Source organism: Streptomyces xanthophaeus (genome assembly GCF_030440515.1).
Taxonomy (GTDB): domain Bacteria; phylum Actinomycetota; class Actinomycetes; order Streptomycetales; family Streptomycetaceae; genus Streptomyces; species Streptomyces kutzneri.
This window is the reverse complement of sequence record NZ_CP076543.1, coordinates 3,941,792-3,962,211: the sequence shown is the minus strand read 5'-3', so window position 1 is coordinate 3,962,211 and position 20,420 is coordinate 3,941,792. Positions and strand designations below refer to the sequence as shown.

Sequence of the window (20,420 nt, the reverse complement as noted above, 5' to 3'; positions counted from 1 at the left end):
GCCCCGTGCACGAGGCGGTGCGCAAGGCCGTGCACGTGGCCGACGACGCGCCGCGTTACTCCCAGGGGAGTACGGGAGGCTCCGGGACACCCGGGGGAGTACGAGCGATCTCCTGCGTCGGTGTGACGGAACGGTGCGTCGAAGACGGGACGCTGGATGCAACCGGGCGGGCCGTCGGAGCCTCCGGTCCGAGTCCATGCGGAGGGGCCTGAGATGGGGCATACCGGGGGTACAGCGCGAACAGGAAGACACCGCACGGTGGTTCCGTGGGGCGTACTGGCGCTGTGGCTGATCGTGATCGCCGTCGCCGGGTCGTTCGCGGGCGGGCTCGCGGACGTTCAGCGTGACCGGACGGCGGACTATCTGCCGTCAGGCGCCGACTCGACGCAGGTGGCCAGGCTCCAGGAGGAGCTGCCCGGCGGTGAGGAGACCGGCGTGCTGCTCGTCTACCGCCGCGACGGCGGGCTGACCGCCGCAGACCGGGACACCGCCGAACGGCAGATCGCGGTGGTCACGGTCCCGGCGGGTACCACGAACACCGGGTCCGCCAAGTCCCCCGCCTCGCTCGCCACGTCGAAGGATCCCCGGGACTTCGGCGCGACCCTCCGAGGACCCGGCGTTCCGTCCGCAGACGGCACCACCCTCATGTACGCGGTGTCCACGGCCGCGCCCGGCACGGACGACGCCGCGAAGAAGGCCTTCGTCGAGGGCGTACGGGCCCACGCGCGCGGCACCGACGGGCTGACGGTGCGGGTCGGCGGCGACAGCGCCGTCGAAGTCGATGCCAAGGAGGTGTTCGGCTCCATCGACGGGACGCTGATGCTGGCGACCGGCCTGGTGGTCGCCCTGCTCCTGATCCTCACCTACCGCAGCCCGGTGCTCTGGCTGGTGCCGCTGGTGGTGGTCGGCGCGGGCGCCGTCTGCGCGCGGGCCGCCGTGTACGGGCTCGCCTCCGGCTTCGGACTCACCGTGACCAGCCAGAGCGCCGGGATCATGACGGTCCTGGTGTTCGGCGCCGGCACGGACTACGCACTGCTGCTCGTCGCCCGCTACCGCGACGAACTGCGCCGTACCCCGCTTCCGTACGATGCGATGCACACCGCGCTGCGCGGTTGCGGGCCGGCCGTGCTGGCTTCCTGCGGGACCGTCGTGGCGGGGCTGGCCTGTCTGCTCGCCGCCGACCTCAACAACATCCGCGGGCTCGGCCCGGTCGGAGCGGTGGGCGTGCTGTGCGCACTGATCGCGATGATGACGCTGCTGCCGGCGGTCCTGGTGCTGCTCGGACGGCGCGTGTTCTGGCCGTTGATCCCCGCGTACGGCAGCGAACCCAAGCAGCGTGGACCGAACGTCTTCACCGCGATGGGGAGTTCGGCGGGCAAGCGGCCGGTCGCCGTGCTCGTGACAGGAGTCGTGCTGCTGGGTGCCCTGGCGCTCGGTGTGCTCAACCTGCCCGGGGCGCTCAAGAGAGAGGACAGCTTCACCAGCAAGCCCGAGTCGATCGCCGCCATGGGAACGCTGGCCAAGGCCTTCCCGGATCGCAGCAGCCGGCCCATCGAGGTCATGGCGCCCACCGAAGCCGCCGACCGGATTCTCGCCGGAGCCAGGTCCGTCGAAGGCGTCGCGGGCGCCGAGCGGGGCCGCAGTGGCGGCGGCTGGACCGAGATCGCCGTCACCGCCGAGTCCGCGCCGGAGTCTGCGGGGGAGACCGCCGTCATCGAACGGCTGCGGGCCGGACTCGACGGCGCGCACGTGGGCGGCGCGAGCGCCCGGCAACTCGACCTGGCCATCACGAACTCCCACGACCGCCTGATCGTCATCCCCCTGGTCCTCGCCGCGGTGCTGCTCGTCCTCACCCTGTTGCTGCGCAGCCTGATCGCCCCGCTGCTCCTGGTCGCCGCCGTCGTGCTGGTGTGGGGTGCGGCGCTGGGCATCGGCGGACTGGTCTTCGGCCCGGTGCTGGGCTTCACCGGCGTCGACCCGGGGCTGCCGTTGCTGACCTTCGTCTTCCTGGTCGCCCTCGGCGTCGACTACGGCATCTTCCTGATGCACCGCACCCGCGAGGAGACCCGGGGCGGCGCCGAGCCGGGGCAGGCCGCGCTGATCGCGCTCCGCACCACCGGCGCAGTGATCGCCTCGGCCGGGATCGTCCTGGCGGCGACCTTCGCCGTGCTCGCCTCGCTGCCGCTGGTGATGTTCGTGGAGATGGGCACGGTCGTCGCGATCGGGGTGGTCCTGGACACCTTCCTGGTCCGCACCTACTTGGTGACCAGCGCCAGTGTGCTGCTCGGCCGCAGGGTGTGGTGGCCGGGCCGGCCTTCCGGTACCCCGGCCCCGGTTTCCCGACCCGCACGGGAACTGGCCGGGGACCGGCGATGAGAGCGACGATGTCCCGGTGGCTGAAGTGACCGACCCCCCGAGCGCGGCCGAGCGCGTACTGCGCGCACTGCACCAGGACCCCCTGGCGGCCGCGCACCCGACGCGGAACGACGCGATGATCGCGGCCGGTGTCGCCCTGCTCTGCGGGGCGGTGGCGTACGCCGACACCGCGATGCGGCCGGACGCGCTCGGGTGGGCCCTGCTCGCCTGCTCGGTCCTGTTCCTGGTGTGGCGGCGGCGCCACCCGCTCGGGGTGATGATCGCGACCGTCGCCTGCATCGCCGCGTACCAGCTGCTCGACAACGCCCACGCCGCCCCCGTGCCGGCCGCGATACTCGCCCTGTACACCGTGGCCGCCACCGGCACCGTCCGCCGGACGGTGACGGTCGGTGTGTGCGTCGTGGGCTTCGCGGTGAGCGCCATGTCGTCCAACGGCGTCCATCGCGCCCTGGACGTACTGCGCACCTCCGGCTGGCTGGTGTCGGCCCTCGTGCTCGGCGTCGCCGTCCGCAACTACCGCAAGTACCTCGCCGAGGAGCGCGCCCGGGTCGGACAGGCCACCGAGCACAAGATCGCGGAGGAGCGTCTGCGCATCGCCCGCGACCTGCACGACCTGCTGGCCCACAGCATCACGCTGATCGGTGTCCGTACCTCGGTCGCCGCCCATGTCCTTGCCGCGGACCCGGACCGCCTCGACCGGGCGGCGGTCGCCGAGGCGCTGGACTCCATCGCCGACACCTGCCGTGAGGCGCGCGTGGAGCTCCGTACCACCTTGACCGTGCTCCGCGCCGACGAGCGGGGGCCGCTGCCGGACCTCGCCGGACTGTCCGATCTGGTCCGCGCGGCCGAGGCGGAACTGACCCTGGACACCGGCGGGGCTCATGTCCCGCCGGCCGTGGGGGCTGCCGCCTACCGGATCGTCCAGGAGTCGCTGACCAACGCGGTCCGCCACGCGGGTCCCGACACCACCGTCCGGGTCCGGGTGGCGGCGGCTGACGGGTCTCTCCGGGTCACCGTCAGCGACGACGGCCGAGGCCCTGGAGCGGACTCCGCCGCTCCGGGTTTCGGCATCATCGGCATGGGCGAGCGGGCCCGCAGCGTCGGCGGCACCGTGCGGACGGGCCCCCGCTCCGGCGGTGGCTTCGAAGTCGCGGCGAGCCTGCCGCTCCCACCCCGTTCCCTGGAGGCATCCGCGTGACCACTGCACCCGTCGGGCACGACCGCGTCATCCGGGTGCTGCTCGCAGACGACCAGACACTCGTACGGTCCGCCTTCGCGATGCTCATCGAATCGGCTCCCGACATGGCGGTCGTCGGACAGGCGGGCAACGGACTCGAAGCCGTGGAACTCGCCCACTCCGAGCGGGCCGACGTGGTCGTCATGGACATCAGGATGCCGGGCACCGACGGCATCGAGGCGACCCGGCTCATCGCCTCCGCCGAAGACCTGGCCGGGGTGAAGGTCCTGGTCCTCACGACGTACGACACCGACGAGAACGTCGTGGAAGCGCTGCGCTCCGGGGCCTCCGGCTTCCTCGTGAAGGACACCAGGCCGGCCGAACTCCTGGCCGCCATCCGAACGGTGGCCGGTGGCGAGTCGCTCCTTTCACCGGGCCCGACGGCCCGACTGATCGCCCGGGTCCTGCGCACCCCCAGCTCCGCCCCGGCCCCCGCCGCCCTCGACCCGCTCTCCGCGCGGGAACGGGAAGTCCTCACCCTCGTGGCCCGGGGCCTCAGCAACACCGAGATCGCCGACGCGCTGGCCCTGAGCCCCCTCACGGCGAAGACCCATGTGAGCCGGATCATGGGCAAGTTGGGGATCCGCGACCGGGCGCAGCTCGTGATCCTGGCATACGAGTCGGGGCTCGTCGTTCCCGGAGCCTGAGCGCGACGCCGCCGCCGGGCCGGCTTCGCGGAACAGAAATGAACCAGGTGAGCCAGTTCCCCCGACCGGGCTCCAGGAAAGGCCAGCACAGATGACCACGATCGAGGGCCTGTGGGAAGACCTTGAGCTTCCCGTCAAGGACGCGCTCCACTACGCCGACGGGCACTCTTACGATGTCGCCCTCGACCGCGCCGCACCGAGGGGTTTCACGGTGCGCGCCCCTTTCGATCTCGATGAGGTGCTGGAAGGCGATCCGACCTGGGTGTCTTCGGTCGATGGGCTTGCTGCTGTCGACCTGGGAGAGAGGGGGCTGCTGTGGGGCGGCGAGGGTTCGTACGGTTCGGAGGGGTTCGTTGCCCGTTTGACCGTTGACCGCGCCTTGGTCTGGGCCATGTTCTTCATGGAATCCAATCCATTTGATCGGATTCAGCTGTCCGGAAACGTCGCTACCTTCAGTTCGACCTCGGGGTTCGAGATAGCGGTCGACATCGACGATCCGCTGATCCCGATCTCCGGACCCGCTTCGAACCGAACGGCGTGAGGATCATTCCTCCGGTGAAAGGGCGCCCGGCGAGGCCAACTCCGATGCGGGGTCCGGGGCCACGCTGAAGGACGCTACGGTGCGGGCCGGGTCAGCCCCTCGGAGAATGCCGCCGAGATAGCAATGCGCCTCTGGGCTCTAGGTCAGCGGAGCGGCTCTGCTCGGGTTCTTAGGACGACACGCTCACCAGGCACAGCGAGACTGGCACCGACGCGGAGCGACCACACCGGCCGCCGCCACATCGCGGCAGCAGCTGCTCCCCGCCCGCCCATTCCCGGTGGTGCGTTCGCCTCACGCACGCGTCATACGTGACGGCGGGGGTACGGCGCCCAGCCCGACCTCACGCCCGCCAGTCGGCCGGCCTCGCGCAAGAGGCCACCCCTCCCCGCTGCTGGCCGTCTTTTAGCACCCCGTCCCGGCAGCAGTCGGCAGCGCTCCCGGTCACGCATGCCATGTGACGGTTCCGTGCTTGAACGCCCGCCTGAGCCGTCGCCAGTTGCCAACGTTGCCCGCCAACGAGCGCCCTCCCACGGCCCCGAGACGGCCCGGGAGGGCGCTCACGTTTTCTGGAAACTGAGACGCTCCAGGCCGCGGCTTGCCGCTGATCATTCCTGAAGGTCGATGGGTGGCGCGACATGATGCCGTGGTGGATACCGCGCGCTTGGTCCTGAGCTACGTCAAGACATTCATCTGGCCTGCTCTCGTCCTGTATGTCTTGCTGAGGTATCGAAGGGAGCTCGGCGATGTGATCGTGCGGCTAAAAGGCCTTCGTACAGCAGCAGTGAGTTTCGAGTTCGCTGAGGAGGCGCGGACTCTGTTGGATCAAGCTGGTGAAGTGGCCAAGGTGCCCGTCCCGGCCAGCGTGAGACGTGGCGTTTTGAGAAGACTCGAACACGCTAAAGATCTCCTTCAGGGCGGCAAGGTGCTCTGGGTCGACGATCACCCCGAGGGTAACGCTGCGCTGACGGCGCTTCTTCGCTCGGTCGGGATGGAGGTAGATCCCGTGAATTCGACGGGTGAGGCTCTTGCGTTTCTCCAGCGTCATTCGTACGACGTCATTCTGACTGACATCGGTCGGGCTGGAGATGGGCAGGCCGGAATCAACATGATGCAGGACCTGGATCGACTGGGCATTGACACGCCGGTAGTGATCTACACCTGGGGTTTCGACTATGGAAGGGGCTTTCCGCGGAGGGCCTTCGCGGTGACCGAAGTTCCCGACCAACTCGTTCACTATGTGATCGATTTGATGGAGAGGGTCAGGCTCGGCTGACCCAGGTCGGTGGAGCCTCCCCACGCTCGCCCCGACGTGCCGGCACTCGCGTACGCCGCTCCCGCCATCCCGGAGCCGGAGCGCCCCCGCCGGAGGCATGTCAGTGAGGATGGAATCGGCGGCCGGTCGGGGCTCGACTCATGCCCTTGGGCCTATCCCGCCTTGCAGGGGCGGGCGTCGGCGCAGCGCGCGCGGAGCGGGCCGAAGGCGGGAGCGTCGCGCGGAGCGGAGCCGGGTGCTTGATGACGTAGCGGAACCTGTATCAGGTCCCCGCGCTGGCCTTGCGGGTGGGCAATGAGCCTTCCCGCGGACCGGGTGATGGTGTAGGGCTCCTGCTAGCCCGTGATTCTGGCGGCCCGCTCGCGTAGCTCCTGGGCTTCTGGGACTCCGCTGTAGCGCCGCAGGCGGACGCGCATGTCTTGGAGGGCGGCCTGGGTGTGGCAGCCCTGGTGGCGGTCCTCGTCGGCCCGTCCGCGTCGTTCATCACTGGGCAGGCGTCCACGTCGGCGGCGGCCGGCTGCTGCACTGAGACGTCAACAAGCAAGGAGACAGAGCGAAATGATCGAACGAGTCCGAGCCGTCCTCGTCACCGCGGACGACACGATGCTGGCCATCCGCCGCACCAAGCCCGGAATCCCCGTGTACTGGGTGCTGCCCGGCGGTGGGGTCGAGGAGAGCGATGCGTCCCGGGAGGCTGCCCTCCACCGGGAGATCCACGAAGAGATCGCAGGGAAGGCCGACATCGTCCGCCTCCTGCACACGATGGAGTCCGACACCGAGCGTCAGCTCTTCTACCTCGCCCGCATCACGACGTGGTCCTTCGAGGACCGCACCGGCCCGGAGTTCAGTGCCGAGGGACGCGGCGAATACGCGCTGGAGGAGATCCCGCTGACCGTGGAGGGGCTGGACAGCATCGACCTCAAGCCCGAGGAGATCGCCCACGTCCTGCGGGGCGCCATCAGCTCCGGAAGCCTCGGGGACGAGGCAACGCGCTGATCCCTCGACACGTCGACACATCGCTGGGGCCGGCACTGAGATGAGCCGGCCCTGGCGGCATGCCCGTGCGTTGCGCGGCCCAGCTGTTCTGTCCCGGGATGTTGTGGACGGGTGAGCCAGGTCTCGGCTGAGGGATCTTGAAGGGGTGTGACCCGGATACGCCAGAAACCCGCCAGAACGTGATCTTGGCCTGCTGGGTGCCTGACGCTGTCGGGGATCTTGGCGATGACGGTCGGCCATGCCCTCGACATCTCAGTCTCCAAGATCCCCGACCTCGTCACCCGCGATCAGCTCTTGGTCTCCTCGCGGCGTCCAACAGCGCCCGCATCGGGTACGACGAGCAGCTTGCCGGTGGTACGCCGAGCCTCCAGGTCGCTGTGGGCCTGGGCGGCCTCGGACAATGCGTAGCGGCCCGTCACGGTGACCTCAAGCGCCTTGGAGCGCACCCACTCGAACACATCGGTGGCCCGTCGGAGCAGTTCGGACCGATCGGCGATGAAGTCCCCGAGGCTGGGCCGGATCAGGGTCAGCGAACCGCCGTGGGCGAGCCGAATCGGATCAAACGGCGGCACGGCACCACTTGCTGCGCCGAAGAGCACGAGATGGCCGCGGGTTCGCAGGCTGGCGAGGCTCGCATCGAAGGTGTGCGCGCCGACGCCGTCGAAGACAACCGGCAGTCCCTGACCGCCGTTGAGCCGCCTCACCTCGGCTGCGAGATCGTCGACCGCGGAGGAAAGGATCACCTCGGCGGCCCCGGCACGCTTCGCCAGCTCGGCCTTCGCCGTGGTCGACGTCGTGCCGATCACCCTGCCGCCGAGATGGGTGATGAGCTGGGTCAAAAGCAGCCCCATGCCACCAGCAGCCGCATGCACGAGCACCGTGTCGCCCCCCTGAACCGGGTAGGCGTCCTTGACGAGATAGTGCGCGGTCATACCTTGCAGGAGCACGGCGGCGGCGGTCTCGAAGCCGATGTCGTCGGGCAGCGGCACCAGCCGGGAGGAGTCCACGACGGCCCGCTCGGCATACGTGCCGGGAATCTCCACCCAACCGACCCGGTCCCCGACTGCGACGTCAGCGACGCCGGGTCCGACTTCGACGACCGTGCCGGCGCCCTCAGTGCCCGGGGTGAAGGGCAGCGGGAGGCTGTACCGGCCTTCGCGGTGGTAGACGTCGAGGAAGTTGACCCCGGATGCGGCGACCTCCACGATCGCCTCGCCCGGACCCGGCCGCGGCTGGTCCACCTTGGCCTCCTGCAGCACCTCGGGGCCGCCCACTTCGTACACCTGAATCGCTCGCATGGCCCTCCAATATCGGCTCGTCCCCCACCAACCCCGTTGGTGGCGATCCGATTCCCGGCAGGCACACCACCCGCAAGCCGCGTCGGCCTCTGTTCCTGGACGCCCAGCAGGTCCCGCACCCTCTTGCTCGTCCAGGCCGGTCAGCACTCCACCAAGGCGCACCAGTGCACGCTCGCCGACAACATCGACGCCGACGTCCGCCGCCGGCGCACGCAGCCGGACCGGCAGGCGGGCGCAACCACGGCAGCCACCGTCCACCAGCTCGTGCCGCGCCTGCCGGCTCCCGGTGGGGCCGCTCGGAGGAGGTGACGCCCCAGCGCGCGACGTAGGTGCCCTATCGCGGGCCGTGGTGGGTCAGCGATCAATCTGACGCCCCGTGAGGGGACTTATGGCACGCGAATGGCACGCAGGCTCTAAGAGGTCTAGACAACGAAGAAGGCCCAGGTCGCTGACCTGGGCCTTCTTGGAAGAGCGGATGACGGGAATCGAACCCGCGCTATAAGCTTGGGAAGCTCATGTTCTACCATTAAACTACATCCGCACAGAGGGCCAGTTGCCTGGATCCCTGGTTTTGCTCACTCTACCTCATGATCGACCCCCGGTGAATTTGCCGCGGGGTCGTTGTCGTGTGTGGCGTACACCGGAGCGTGTGGGCGCGGGAGTTGGGGCGTACCGTGTGGGTGCGGAGCGGCGGCTGGAGTGGGTGCCGATCATCCCCTAATGTGGCGATTCGTCGCAGTACGGCTCGTTGGGGAAAGGGACTCGATGGAGCACACCGTCGTCCGTTGTGCCGAAGGGCACGTTTTCAGTACCGCCTCCTTCCCGCTGCAGCACCTCGGTGCCGGCCGGATCGGGCCCGGGCGGCTGCTGCGGTGTCCGCGGTGTGCGCGGTTGCGGCACGCCGTGCCCGTGGGTGGTGCGAAGCGGTAGTCGCCGGGGCGGGCGCGCGGGTCGTCGCTCTCGATTGGGGGTGGCCCGCGCGCTCTGCGTATCCTCGGGACGTGCTTCTCTCTGACAAAGACATCCGGGCCGAGATCGACAGCGGACGGGTTCGCATCGACCCGTTCGAGGAATCGATGGTGCAGCCCTCCAGCATCGATGTACGTCTCGACCGGTTTTTCCGGGTGTTCGAGAACCACCGCTACGCCCACATCGATCCGGCGATCGAGCAGGCGGACCTGACCCGGATGGTCGAGCCGGAGGGCGACGAGGCGTTCATCCTCCACCCCGGTGAGTTCGTCCTCGCCTCGACGTACGAGGTCATCTCGCTGCCCGACGACATCGCCTCCAGGCTGGAGGGGAAGTCCAGCCTGGGCCGCCTCGGCCTGGTGACGCATTCGACCGCCGGGTTCATCGACCCCGGGTTCTCGGGTCACGTGACCCTGGAGCTGTCGAACCTCGCCACCCTGCCGATCAAGCTCTGGCCGGGCATGAAGATCGGGCAGCTGTGCATGTTCCGGCTCAGCTCGCCCGCCGAGTTCCCGTACGGCAGCGAGCGCTACGGGTCCAGGTACCAGGGGCAGCGCGGGCCGACCGCCTCGCGCTCCTTCCAGAACTTCCACCGCACCCAGGTGAGGCACGAGGCATGAGCGACGTACGCGAGAACCTGACCTACGACGGTTTCGGGCGCGCCGTGCGCGAGCTGGCGCAGACGATCGCCGACGACGGCTACGAGCCCGACATCATCCTGAGCATCGCCCGCGGCGGGGTGTTCGTCGCCGGCGGTCTGGCGTACGCGCTCGACTGCAAGAACATCCACCTGGTGAACGTGGAGTTCTACACCGGCGTCGGCACCACGCTGGAGATGCCGGTCATGCTGGCCCCCGTGCCCGAGGCGATCGACTTCACCGACAAGAAGGTCCTCATCGCCGATGACGTGGCCGACACCGGCAAGACGCTGAAGCTCGTCCACGACTTCTGCCTGGGCCACGTCGCCGAGGTGCGCTCCGCCGTCGTCTACGAGAAGTCCCACTCCCTCGTGAAGTGCGAGTACGTGTGGAAGAAGACCGACGAGTGGATCAACTTCCCCTGGTCGGTCGAGCCGCCCGTCGTCAAGCGTGAGGGCCAGGTCCTCGACGCCTAGCCGGCAGACATCATGCAGAGGGCCCGCCGCGCGGACAGTGCGCGGCGGGCCCTTTCGTATGCGGGTGCGGGTGCGGGTGCGGGTGCGTATGCGGGTGCGGGGCGGGCCCGGGCTAGATCGTGCCCAGCTTGATGATCGACAGCAGTGCGACCAGCTGGATCGAGGACGCGCCCAGGGCCTTCGCCCACGGCAGGTCGTGCGACTTGCTGATCAGCGAGGTGAACAGGGCTCCGGCCGCCACCCACGTGGCCCAGCCCAGCACCTGTACGACCATGTTGTCGCCGCCGAGGAACACGGCGAACAGCAGGCGCGGCGCGTCCGTGATGGACATGACCAGCATCGACAGGCCCACCGTCGGCTGCCACGAGCCGTCGCCGCCCAGCTGGCGGGCCAGGGTGTGCGTGACCGCGCCCAGGATCATGCCGCAGATGACGAAGGCCACGCCGGCGGACAGGACGATCGGGACGGCCTTCGGCACGGTCGCGTTGATGACGTCCTCGCGGGCGTCGTCGAGGCCGAAGACCGCGAGCAGCCCGTACAGGAAGGTCACGATCAGCGCGGGACCCCACACGGCGTAGTCGCGCATCTGCAGGAAGGTCTGCCCCGGCCGCGTCACGATGCCGCGGAGCAGTTCCTTCCACGGCAGCCGCGGCCCGGACGGCACCGCCGAGGCCGCGCCCGCCTGGTAGGTCGCGCCCTGGCCGTACGGGTCCTCGCCGACGGCGAAGACCTGGGTGTGCCCCGGGTTGTCGTTGTAGCCCCCACCGCCGTGGCCTCCCTGGCCGTACGGGGGCTGCTGCGCGTGCGGCTGCTGTCCGTACGGGTCGAAGTACTCCGGCTCGCCGTGACCTCCCGCGCCCGGCTGCGGCCACTGCTGCTGCGGTGGCGGGCCGCCGGCGGGAGGGTAGGGCGGCTGGCCGTACGGCGGCGGTTGCTGCTGCTGACCGTACGACTGCTGCTGCTGCGGGGGTTGTTGCGGAGAGCGGTTGTTGTCCCTGCCGCGTCCGATCCTGAATCCAGCCACGTGATCGAACGTACCTGGTCCCGCGGGCATCGGTGGACGGGCAGCCGGAACAGCCACCCTTTGCGGCTGACCTGTGACATCCCTTAGGGGATCCCGGAGGGGCTGTCCCCACTCCGTGTCCGATCATGCCGCGTGTCCGGTTTACAGGGCTGTGTGGTGTTCTGCCGCTTTCCGTTACGTTCTCGATGGGATAGCCACATATCGGGTCCGTAGCTTCGTACTCGTCGCCACCACGCAGGACGAACGAGTACGAACGAGCACGAGATACGAGACACGAGAAGAGCTCACACCATGCGCAACATCCGCCGAACCGCTCTCCGCAGCGCCGCCGTCGTCGCCGGCGCGGCCACCGTCCTGGCCCTCCCGGTGGGGTCGGCCTTCGCGGCCTCGCCGGCCGTACCGGAGCCCCGGCCGTCCGTGAAGCCGGCCCCGAGCGTCCGCGCGTACGTCACGACCGTGAAGCTGGCGGACGGGTCCGCCGCCAAGGTCTACAAGATCGGCGGCAGTCACTTCGAGGCGGACATCTTCGCGGGCTCCACGAAGCTCGACACGCTGGTCGGCAAGGACGGCGCCGCGTCGTACGGGCAGAACAACGGCCTGCACGTCGTGCTCCAGCCGGACGGCACCGTCACCTCCTGGATGGACGGCGCGCCGAAGAAGGAGATCAGGAAGGAGAGCTCGGTGCGGATCGGCATGCCCGACGGGCGGATCGCCGAGCTCGTGGACGGCCCGAACGGCAAGCGCGTCGAGATCTCGACGCCGAAGGGACGCGCCCTCGCCACGATCGACCTGAGGCGTCCGAACGTCCACCACGACGGCTGGACGTACCAGCTGGTCCGGGACGGCAAGCGCGTGAAGTTCGTCGTCATCGACGGCAAGGGCGGCGGGAACAGCTGGGTGTACGGCTTCGACGGCAGGCTGACCGAGAAGCGCACGGTCGCCCCGGCGGGTGCGGCCGGGCTGGGCTTCGCCGTGCTGAGCGGCCAGGGCTGAGCCCCTCCGGCCCCGTACGACGGAACGGCCGGTCCCCCGGGTGGGGGACCGGCCGTTCCGGTGCTGCGGGTGTCCTGCGCCCTACTTGGTCTCGGCCTCGGGCTTCGCCTCGGCCGCCTCGCCTGCTTCGGCCGCGGCCTCCGGCTCGGCTTCTTCCGCGGCCTCCGGCTCGGCTTCCGGCTTCGCCTCGGCGTCCGTTTCCGCCTTGGCCTCCGGCTTGGCCTCCGGCTTCGCCTCGGCCTCGGCTTCGGGCTTCGCCTCGGCGTCCGCCTCCGGCTCGGCCGCGGCTTCCGGCTTCGCCTCCGCCTCTGCCTTGGCCTCGGCTGCGGCCTTCGCCTTCGCTTCGGCCGCCGCCTTGGCTTCCGCCTCGGCCTCCGCCTTCGCCTTGGCTTCCGCCTCGGCCTCCGCCTTCGCCTTGGCTTCCGCCTCCGCCGCAGCCTTCGCGGCAGCGGCAGCGGCAGCGGCAGCGGCCTCCGCCTCGGCCGCGGCTTGCGCCTCGGCCTCGGCCTCCGCCGCGAGCGCGGCCAGCTCGGCCTCCGTCGGGCCCGGGGTCTTCACCGAGTCGAGCAGCAGCTGCGCCACGTCGACGACCTGGACGTGTTCCTTGGCCTGGCCGTCGTTCTTCTTGCCGTTCACCGAGTCGGTGAGCATCACGAGGCAGAAGGGGCAGGCGGTGGAGACGATGTCCGGGTTCAGGGACAGGGCCTCGTCGACGCGCTCGTTGTTGATGCGCTTGCCGATCCGCTCTTCCATCCACATCCGCGCGCCACCGGCGCCGCAGCAGAAGCCCCGCTCCTTGTGGCGGTGCATCTCCTGCTGACGCAGGCCCGGCACGGCCGACATGATCTCGCGCGGCGGCGTGTAGACCTTGTTGTGCCGGCCCAGGTAGCACGGGTCGTGGTACGTGATCAGGCCGTCGACCGGCGTGACCGGCGTGAGGCGGCCCTCGTCGATCAGGTGCTGGAGCAGCTGCGTGTGGTGGATGACCTCGTACTCGCCGCCCAGCTGCGGGTACTCGTTCGCGATGGTGTTGAAGCAGTGCGGGCAGGTCGAGACGATCCGCTTCGCCGACTTCGGCTTCTTCGTCGACGGGTCGTCGTCGTCCTCGCCGAACGCCATGTTCAGCATGGCCACGTTCTCCTGGCCCAGCTGCTGGAACAGCGGCTCGTTGCCCAGGCGGCGCGGCGAGTCACCGGTGCACTTCTCGTCGCCGCCCATGATCGCGAACTTGACGCCCGCGATGTTCAGCAGCTCCGCGAAGGCCTTCGTGGTCTTCTTGGCCCGGTCCTCCAGGGCGCCGGCGCAGCCGACCCAGTAGAGGTAGTCGAACTCGGAGAGGTCCTCCGCGTCCTTGCCGATGATCGGGACCTCGAAGTCCACCTCCTTGGTCCACTCGACGCGCTGCTTCTTCGCCAGGCCCCAGGGGTTGCCCTTCTTCTCCAGGTTCTTGAGCATCGTGCCCGCCTCCGACGGGAACGCGCTCTCGATCATCACCTGGTAGCGGCGCATGTCGACGATGTGGTCGATGTGCTCGATGTCGACCGGGCACTGCTCCACGCACGCACCGCAGGTGGTGCAGGACCACAGCACGTCCGGGTCGATGACGCCGTTCTCCTCGGCGGTGCCGATCAGCGGGCGCTCGGCCTCCGCGAGAGCGGCGGCCGGGACGCCGGCGAGCTGCTCCGGCGTGGCCTTCTCGTTGCCCTCCATGTCCTTGCCGCCACCGGCGAGCAGGTACGGGGCCTTGGCGTGCGCGTGGTCGCGCAGCGACATGATGAGCAGCTTGGGGGACAGCGGCTTGCCCGTGTTCCAGGCGGGGCACTGCGACTGGCAGCGACCGCACTCGGTGCACGTGGAGAAGTCGAGGATGCCCTTCCAGGAGAACTGCTCGACCTGGGAGACGCCGAAGTTGTCGTCCTCGCCCGGGTCCTCGAAGTCGATCTCCTTGCCGCCCGAGGTCATCGGCTGCAGGGCGCCGAGGGCGGTGGAGCCGTCCGCGTTCCGCTTGAACCAGATGTTCGGGAAGCCGAGGAAGCGGTGCCAGGCGACACCCATGTTGGTGTTGAGGGAGACCGTGATCATCCAGGTGAAGGACGTGACGATCTTGAGTGCCGCGAAGAAGTACGTCAGGTGCTGGAGCGTGCTCAGGCTCAGCCCGTCGAAGGCGGCGATCATCGGGTACGAGGCGAAGAAGCCCGGCTCCCAGCCGTCGACGCCGTGCTGGGCGCCCTCGAGCGCGCGCAGCGTCATGATGCAGATGCCGACGATCAGGATGACGGCCTCGACGAAGTACGCCTGGCCCGTCTTGGAACCCGCGAAGCGGGACTTGCGGCCCGCCGCGCCCGGCCGGCTCAGCTGCCGGATCACGATCAGGGTGACGATGCCGAGCACGGTCATCAGGCCGAGGAACTCGGTGAAGATCTCGTACGGCAGCCAGTCACCGATGATCGGGATCAGCCAGTCGGCCTGGAAGAGCTGGCCGAAGGCGTTGACGATCGTCAGCAGCAGTGAGAAGAAGCCCACCGCCACGAACCAGTGCGCGAAGCCGACGATGCCCCAGCGGTTCATGCGGGTGTGGCCGAGGAACTCCTTGACCAGGGTGATGGTGCGCTGCGTGGGATCACCGGTGCGCGTGCCCGCGGGCACTGGCTGGCCGAGTCGCACGAAACGGTAGATCTGCACGGTGGCACGGCCGAACAGCGCGACGGCCACCACCGTGATGACCAGCGACACGATGATCGCGGCGAGTTGCATGGAAGGGCTCCTCGGGCGGCACTTACTAAGCGGTAACTTATGAAGTCAAGGCTTGAGGTTACCCATTCCCGACGCCGCAATGTAGCCGAGCGAGCGGTGATCTGTGTCGCTCAGGCGACCCTTTGCCGGTACGCCGCGCGCGGGGTCTGCGCCAGGATCGCGAGGTCCATCCCGAGCCAGTGGTTCTCCACATAATGCCGGTCGAGCAGGGCCATCTCCTCCCAGGGGAGGTCCGAACGCGCGCTGACCTGCCACAATCCGGTCATTCCGGGGCGTACGAGGAGCCGCTCGGGGCGGTCCGTACGAGCCTGCGGGCGCGGCCCGACCAGTGACATCTCCCCGCGGAGCACGTTCAGCAGCTGCGGGAGGCTGTCGAGGGCGCAGCGGTCCAGGGCCGCGCCGATCCGGCCCGTGCCGTCGGTGCGGAGCCGCCACGTGCGGAACGGCCTCCCGGCCAGGCCGGCGGCGGGCTCCCGTACGAAGGGCCGGCCACCCTGGGTTGCGTAGAGCAGGGCGGTGATCGCCGTGAGCGGCAGGCCGAGCACTGCGAGCAGCATCACTGCCCCGACGAGGTCGAACACCCGCTTCGCCGACGGGGCGGCGGGGACCCGGACCCGCGGGGCGGTGAGTGTGAGGGGCATGCAAGCACGCTGCCGCATGCCTCCGGCGGTCTTGCGGTGCCGCGCGGCTGCCGTGACCCGTTCGGCTGCAGTGCCGCTGCCGGGGGCCGGCCCCCGGGACCCTGGGAGGCCGGGCCCGATCTCCCAGGGTTGCGCGTAAGCGGCAGCTAAAGGTTGAGTCGACTCGACTCAGTTCTGTTGACGCGCGCGCAGCGATACGGCATGGTTGAGTCTGTTCCACTCAAGTCAGCTGGAGGAATTGAAATGGCACGTGCGGTCGGCATCGACCTGGGCACCACTAACTCCGTCGTCAGCGTTCTGGAAGGCGGCGAGCCCACCGTCATCACCAACGCCGAGGGCGCCAGGACCACGCCGTCCGTCGTCGCCTTCGCCAAGAACGGCGAGGTCCTCGTCGGCGAGGTGGCCAAGCGCCAGGCGGTCACGAACGTGGACCGGACCATCCGCTCCGTCAAGCGCCACATGGGCACTGACTGGAAGATCAACCTGGATGGCAAGGACTTCAACCCGCAGCAGATGAGCGCCTTCATCCTGCAGAAGCTGAAGCGCGACGCCGAGGCGTACCTGGGCGAGAAGGTCACGGACGCGGTCATCACCGTCCCGGCCTACTTCAACGACTCCGAGCGTCAGGCGACGAAGGAGGCCGGCGAGATCGCGGGCCTGAACGTCCTGCGCATCGTCAACGAGCCCACGGCCGCCGCCCTGGCCTACGGCCTCGACAAGGACGACCAGACCATTCTCGTCTTCGACCTCGGTGGCGGCACCTTCGACGTGTCGCTCCTGGAGATCGGCGACGGCGTCGTCGAGGTGAAGGCCACCAACGGTGACAACCACCTCGGTGGCGACGACTGGGACCAGCGCGTCGTCGACTACCTGGTGAAGCAGTTCGCCAACGGCCACGGCGTCGACCTGTCCAAGGACAAGATGGCGCTCCAGCGTCTGCGCGAGGCCGCCGAGAAGGCGAAGATCGAGCTGTCCTCCTCCACGGAGACCACGATCAACCTGCCCTACATCACGGCTTCCGCCGAGGGCCCGCTGCACCTGGACGAGAAGCTCACGCGCGCCCAGTTCCAGCAGCTGACCGCGGACCTGCTCGACCGCTGCAAGACCCCGTTCCACAACGTCATCAAGGACGCCGGCATCGCGCTGTCCGAGATCGACCACGTGGTCCTCGTCGGCGGCTCCACCCGTATGCCGGCCGTCGCCGAGCTCGTCAAGGAGCTCACCGGCGGTCAGGACGCCAACAAGGGCGTCAACCCGGACGAGGTCGTCGCCATCGGCGCCACCCTCCAGGCCGGTGTGCTCAAGGGTGAGGTCAAGGACGTCCTGCTCCTCGACGTGACCCCGCTGTCCCTCGGTATCGAGACCAAGGGCGGCATCATGACCAAGCTGATCGAGCGCAACACCACGATCCCGACGAAGCGCTCCGAGATCTTCACGACGGCCGAGGACAACCAGCCGTCCGTCCAGATCCAGGTCTACCAGGGCGAGCGCGAGATCGCGGCGTACAACAAGAAGCTCGGCATGTTCGAGCTGACGGGCCTGCCCCCGGCCCCGCGTGGCGTCCCGCAGATCGAGGTCTCCTTCGACATCGACGCGAACGGCATCATGCACGTCACGGCCAAGGACCTTGGCACGGGCAAGGAGCAGAAGATGACCGTCACCGGCGGCTCCTCGCTCGGCAAGGACGAGGTCGACCGCATGCGCCAGGAGGCGGAGCAGTACGCGGACGAGGACCTGCGCCGCAAGGAGGCGGCCGAGTCCCGCAACCAGGGCGAGCAGCTCGTCTACCAGACGGAGAAGTTCGTCAAGGACAACGAGGACAAGGTCCCGGCCGACGTCAAGACCGAGGTCGAGTCCGCCGTCGCCGAGCTGAAGGAATCGCTCAAGGGCGAGGACACGGCCGAGATCCGCACCGCGACGGAGAAGCTCGCCGCTGTCAGCCAGAAGCTCGGCCAGGCCATCTACGCCGACGCGCAGGCCGCCCAGGCCGCCGGCGGCGCCGGTGACGCGGGCCAGGCCAAGGCCGACGACGACGTCGTCGACGCCGAGATCGTCGACGACGAGAAGCCGAAGGGCGGCGCTGCCTGATGTCGGAGGAGACCCCGGGCTTCGACGAGAAGCCCGAAGTCCCCGACGCCGGTCAGAACGACGCTGAGCCGAAGGCCGCCGACTCCGCCAAGGAGGAGGCGGCCCCGGCCGGGGACGCAAGCCAGGACGTGGCGCTGCTGGCGCAGCTGGACCAGGCCCGTACCGCGCTCTCCGAGCGCACCGCGGACCTCCAGCGGCTCCAGGCCGAGTACCAGAACTACCGCCGCCGGGTGGAGCGGGACCGGATCACCGTCAAGGAGATCGCGGTCGCGTCCCTCCTGACGGAGCTGCTCCCGACCCTGGACGACATCGGCCGGGCGCGGGAGCATGGCGAGCTGGTCGGCGGCTTCAAGTCGGTGGCCGAATCGCTGGAGACCGTCGCCGCCAAGATGGGCCTTCAGCAGTTCGGCAAGGAGGGCGAGCCCTTCGACCCGACGATCCACGAGGCCCTGATGCACTCGTACGCGCCGGACATCACCGAGGACACCTGCGTGGCGATCCTGCAGCCGGGGTACCGGATCGGCGAGCGTACGATCCGTCCCGCACGGGTCGCGGTGGCCGAGCCCCAGCCGGGCGCGGCCCCCAAGTCCGAGTCCACGGAGGGCGAAGCGCCGGACGGCTTGGACGCGGATGCCCCCGACAAGGGCTGATGCAGCACACGTAGAAGCACGGGAGGAGGGACACCGGGGATGAGCACGAAGGACTTCGTCGAGAAGGACTACTACAAGGTCCTCGGTGTCCCGAAGGACGCCACCGAGGCCGAGATCAAGAAGGCGTACCGGAAGCTCGCCCGCGAGTTCCACCCGGACGCCAACAAGGGCGACGCCTCGGCCGAGGAGCGCTTCAAGGAGATCTCCGAGGCGAACGACATCCTCGGCGACGCCAAGAAGCGCAAGGAGTACGACGAGGCGCGCGCCCTGTTCGGCAACGGTGGCTTCCGCCCCGGGCCGGGCGGCGGCGGCTCGTTCAACTTCGACCTCGGCGACCTCTTCGGGGGTCAGCAGCAGGGCGCCGGCCAGGCCGGCGGCTTCGGCGGCGGCCTGGGTGACGTCTTCGGCGGCCTCTTCAACCGCGGCGCCGGCCCCGGTGCGGGAACCCGTACCCAGCCGCGCCGCGGCCAGGACATCGAGTCGGAGGTCACCCTCTCCTTCACGGAGGCGGTGGACGGGGCCACGGTCCCGCTCCGGATGTCCTCCCAGGCCCCCTGCAAGGCCTGTTCGGGCACCGGCGACAAGAACGGCACCCCCCGGGTGTGCCCGACCTGTGTCGGCACCGGCCAGGTCTCGCGGGGCAGCGGCGGTGGCTTCTCGCTGACCGACCCCTGCGCGGACTGCAAGGGCCGCGGTCTGATCGCGGAAACCCCCTGTGAGGTCTGCAAGGGCAGCGGGCGCGCCCGCAGCTCCCGCACCATGCAGGTCCGGATCCCGGCGGGCGTCTCCGACGGCCAGCGGATCCGGCTGCGCGGCAAGGGCGCGCCGGGCGAGCGCGGCGGGCCCGGCGGTGACCTCTACGTGGTCGTGCACGTCGGTTCCCACCCGGTGTTCGGCCGCAAGGACGACAACCTGACGGTGACCGTGCCCGTGACGTTCGCGGAGGCGGCGCTGGGGGCCGAGATCAAGGTCCCGACCCTGAACGGCCCCTCGGTGACGCTGAAGCTGCCGCCGGGCACCCCCAACGGGCGCACCATGCGAGCCCGCGGCAAGGGTGCGGTCCGCAAGGACGGCACCCGCGGCGACCTGCTGGTCACGGTGGAGGTCGCGGTTCCGACCGAGCTGTCCGACAAGGCCCGCGAGGCCCTGGAGATGTACCGCGAGGCGACGGAGTCGCAGGACCCGCGCTCCGCGCTGTTCGAGTCCGCGAAGGGAGCATGACATGGACGGCCGCCGACGACAGTCCTCCCGCCTGGGAAACGGTGCCTACCAACTCACCGACGAGACCCCGGTCTATGTGATCTCGGTGGCCGCCCAGCTCTCCGGTCTGCATCCGCAGACCCTCCGTCAGTACGACCGTCTCGGCCTGGTCTCCCCGGACCGTACGGCCGGCCGCGGCCGGCGCTACTCGGCCCGTGACATCGAACTGCTCCGTACGGTGCAGGCGCTGTCGCAGGACGAGGGCATCAATCTGGCGGGCATCAAGCGCATCATCGAACTGGAGAACCAGGTCGCCGCGCTCCAGCAGCGCGTGGCCGAGCTCTCCGCGGCCGTGGACGGCGCGGCGGCCACGCTGCAGGCCCGCGAGGCCCAGGTGCACGCCTCGTACCGGCGCGACCTGGTCCCGTACAGCCCCCCGCAGCCGGGCAGCGCCCTGGTGGTCTGGCGCCCCAGCCCCAAGCGGCCGATGGACTGATCCGGGCCCGCTCCCGGTCCCCTTCCGTCGCACACCCTCAGGCCCCGCCCCTTCCAGGGCGGGGCCTGAGGGCTGTCGGGGCCGCCGAGCCCTTCGGGCCCCGCAGAGCCCGCAGAACCCGGG

17 protein-coding genes, 1 tRNA gene and 1 pseudogene are annotated in these 20,420 nt (G+C 69.6%); 14 read left to right on the top strand and 5 right to left on the bottom strand.

Annotated features, from left to right (window positions below; genetic code table 11):
- Positions 1–213: 213 nt before the first annotated feature.
- From KO717_RS17330 to KO717_RS17305, 6 genes are all read left to right on the top strand, one after another.
- A complete protein-coding gene (locus tag KO717_RS17330) occupies positions 214–2,376 on the top strand; it encodes an MMPL family transporter (RefSeq protein ID WP_301368638.1) in 2,163 nt (720 codons plus the stop codon).
- 16 nt (positions 2,377–2,392) lie between these two features.
- A complete protein-coding gene (locus tag KO717_RS17325) occupies positions 2,393–3,574 on the top strand; it encodes a sensor histidine kinase (RefSeq protein WP_301368637.1) in 1,182 nt (393 codons plus the stop codon).
- Between the two features lie 80 nt (positions 3,575–3,654).
- Entirely contained in the window at positions 3,655–4,260 is a 606-nt protein-coding gene (locus KO717_RS17320; RefSeq protein WP_437184642.1) for a response regulator, read from the top strand.
- 91 nt (positions 4,261–4,351) lie between these two features.
- Positions 4,352–4,801 carry a hypothetical protein gene (locus KO717_RS17315; RefSeq protein ID WP_301368634.1) on the top strand — a complete coding sequence of 150 codons (450 nt, stop codon included), beginning with the start codon at positions 4,352–4,354 and terminating at the stop codon, positions 4,799–4,801.
- Between the two features lie 646 nt (positions 4,802–5,447).
- Positions 5,448–6,074, top strand: a complete 627-nt coding sequence (locus tag KO717_RS17310; protein ID WP_301368633.1) for a response regulator — start codon at positions 5,448–5,450, stop codon at positions 6,072–6,074.
- Between the two features lie 558 nt (positions 6,075–6,632).
- Positions 6,633–7,070, top strand: coding sequence for an NUDIX hydrolase (locus tag KO717_RS17305; RefSeq protein ID WP_301368632.1), 438 nt, complete (start codon positions 6,633–6,635; stop codon positions 7,068–7,070).
- Positions 7,071–7,357: 287 nt separating this feature from the next.
- Here KO717_RS17305 and KO717_RS17300 read toward each other — a convergent pair whose 3' ends face one another.
- Positions 7,358–8,368, bottom strand: coding sequence for a quinone oxidoreductase family protein (locus KO717_RS17300; protein ID WP_301368630.1), 1,011 nt, complete (start codon positions 8,366–8,368; stop codon positions 7,358–7,360).
- A 123-nt stretch (positions 8,369–8,491) separates the two neighbouring features.
- Here KO717_RS17300 and KO717_RS17295 point away from each other — a divergent pair, with 123 nt between their 5' ends.
- Positions 8,492–8,677, top strand: coding sequence for a hypothetical protein (locus tag KO717_RS17295; protein ID WP_301368628.1), 186 nt, complete (start codon positions 8,492–8,494; stop codon positions 8,675–8,677).
- A gap of 161 nt (positions 8,678–8,838) precedes the next feature.
- On the opposite strand, the gene KO717_RS17290 is transcribed toward KO717_RS17295, so the two are convergent.
- Positions 8,839–8,909, bottom strand: a tRNA-Gly gene (locus KO717_RS17290).
- A 460-nt stretch (positions 8,910–9,369) separates the two neighbouring features.
- Here KO717_RS17290 and dcd point away from each other — a divergent pair.
- Both dcd and KO717_RS17280 read left to right on the top strand, forming a co-directional pair.
- Positions 9,370–9,957, top strand: coding sequence for a dCTP deaminase (gene dcd / locus KO717_RS17285; protein ID WP_030009868.1), 588 nt, complete (start codon positions 9,370–9,372; stop codon positions 9,955–9,957).
- On the top strand, positions 9,954–10,451 hold the full coding sequence (locus KO717_RS17280; protein WP_030009869.1) for a phosphoribosyltransferase: 498 nt from the start codon (positions 9,954–9,956) through the stop codon (positions 10,449–10,451). The genes dcd and KO717_RS17280 overlap by 4 nt, the downstream gene beginning before the upstream one ends.
- 112 nt (positions 10,452–10,563) lie before the next feature.
- Here KO717_RS17280 and KO717_RS17275 read toward each other — a convergent pair whose 3' ends face one another.
- Entirely contained in the window at positions 10,564–11,475 is a 912-nt protein-coding gene (locus tag KO717_RS17275) for a Yip1 family protein (protein WP_301368627.1), read from the bottom strand.
- A gap of 291 nt (positions 11,476–11,766) precedes the next feature.
- Here KO717_RS17275 and KO717_RS17270 point away from each other — a divergent pair, with 291 nt between their 5' ends.
- Positions 11,767–12,468, top strand: coding sequence for a hypothetical protein (locus KO717_RS17270; RefSeq protein WP_301368625.1), 702 nt, complete (start codon positions 11,767–11,769; stop codon positions 12,466–12,468).
- A 501-nt stretch (positions 12,469–12,969) separates the two neighbouring features.
- On the opposite strand, the pseudogene KO717_RS17265 reads toward KO717_RS17270, so the two are convergent.
- Together KO717_RS17265 and KO717_RS17260 are read right to left on the bottom strand one after the other, a co-directional pair.
- Positions 12,970–15,222: pseudogene (locus tag KO717_RS17265) on the bottom strand ((Fe-S)-binding protein); the annotation flags it as partial.
- Between the two features lie 110 nt (positions 15,223–15,332).
- Entirely contained in the window at positions 15,333–15,863 is a 531-nt protein-coding gene (locus KO717_RS17260) for a sugar transferase (RefSeq protein WP_301368623.1), read from the bottom strand.
- A gap of 243 nt (positions 15,864–16,106) precedes the next feature.
- Here KO717_RS17260 and dnaK point away from each other — a divergent pair, with 243 nt between their 5' ends.
- Genes dnaK through KO717_RS17240 form a run of 4 tightly spaced genes read left to right on the top strand, consistent with a single transcriptional unit; the run spans position 16,107 to position 20,297 of the window.
- Positions 16,107–17,951: a molecular chaperone DnaK gene (gene dnaK / locus KO717_RS17255; RefSeq protein ID WP_030726592.1), complete on the top strand. Its 1,845-nt coding sequence runs from the start codon at positions 16,107–16,109 to the stop codon at positions 17,949–17,951.
- Positions 17,951–18,601, top strand: coding sequence for a nucleotide exchange factor GrpE (gene grpE / locus KO717_RS17250; RefSeq protein ID WP_301368620.1), 651 nt, complete (start codon positions 17,951–17,953; stop codon positions 18,599–18,601). The genes dnaK and grpE overlap by 1 nt, the downstream gene beginning before the upstream one ends.
- A gap of 39 nt (positions 18,602–18,640) precedes the next feature.
- Positions 18,641–19,822 (top strand): molecular chaperone DnaJ, encoded by a 1,182-nt coding sequence (dnaJ, locus tag KO717_RS17245; RefSeq protein ID WP_301368618.1) that lies wholly within the window; start codon positions 18,641–18,643, stop codon positions 19,820–19,822.
- A gap of 1 nt (position 19,823) precedes the next feature.
- Entirely contained in the window at positions 19,824–20,297 is a 474-nt protein-coding gene (locus tag KO717_RS17240) for a heat shock protein transcriptional repressor HspR (protein WP_301368616.1), read from the top strand.
- Positions 20,298–20,420: the final 123 nt, after the last annotated feature.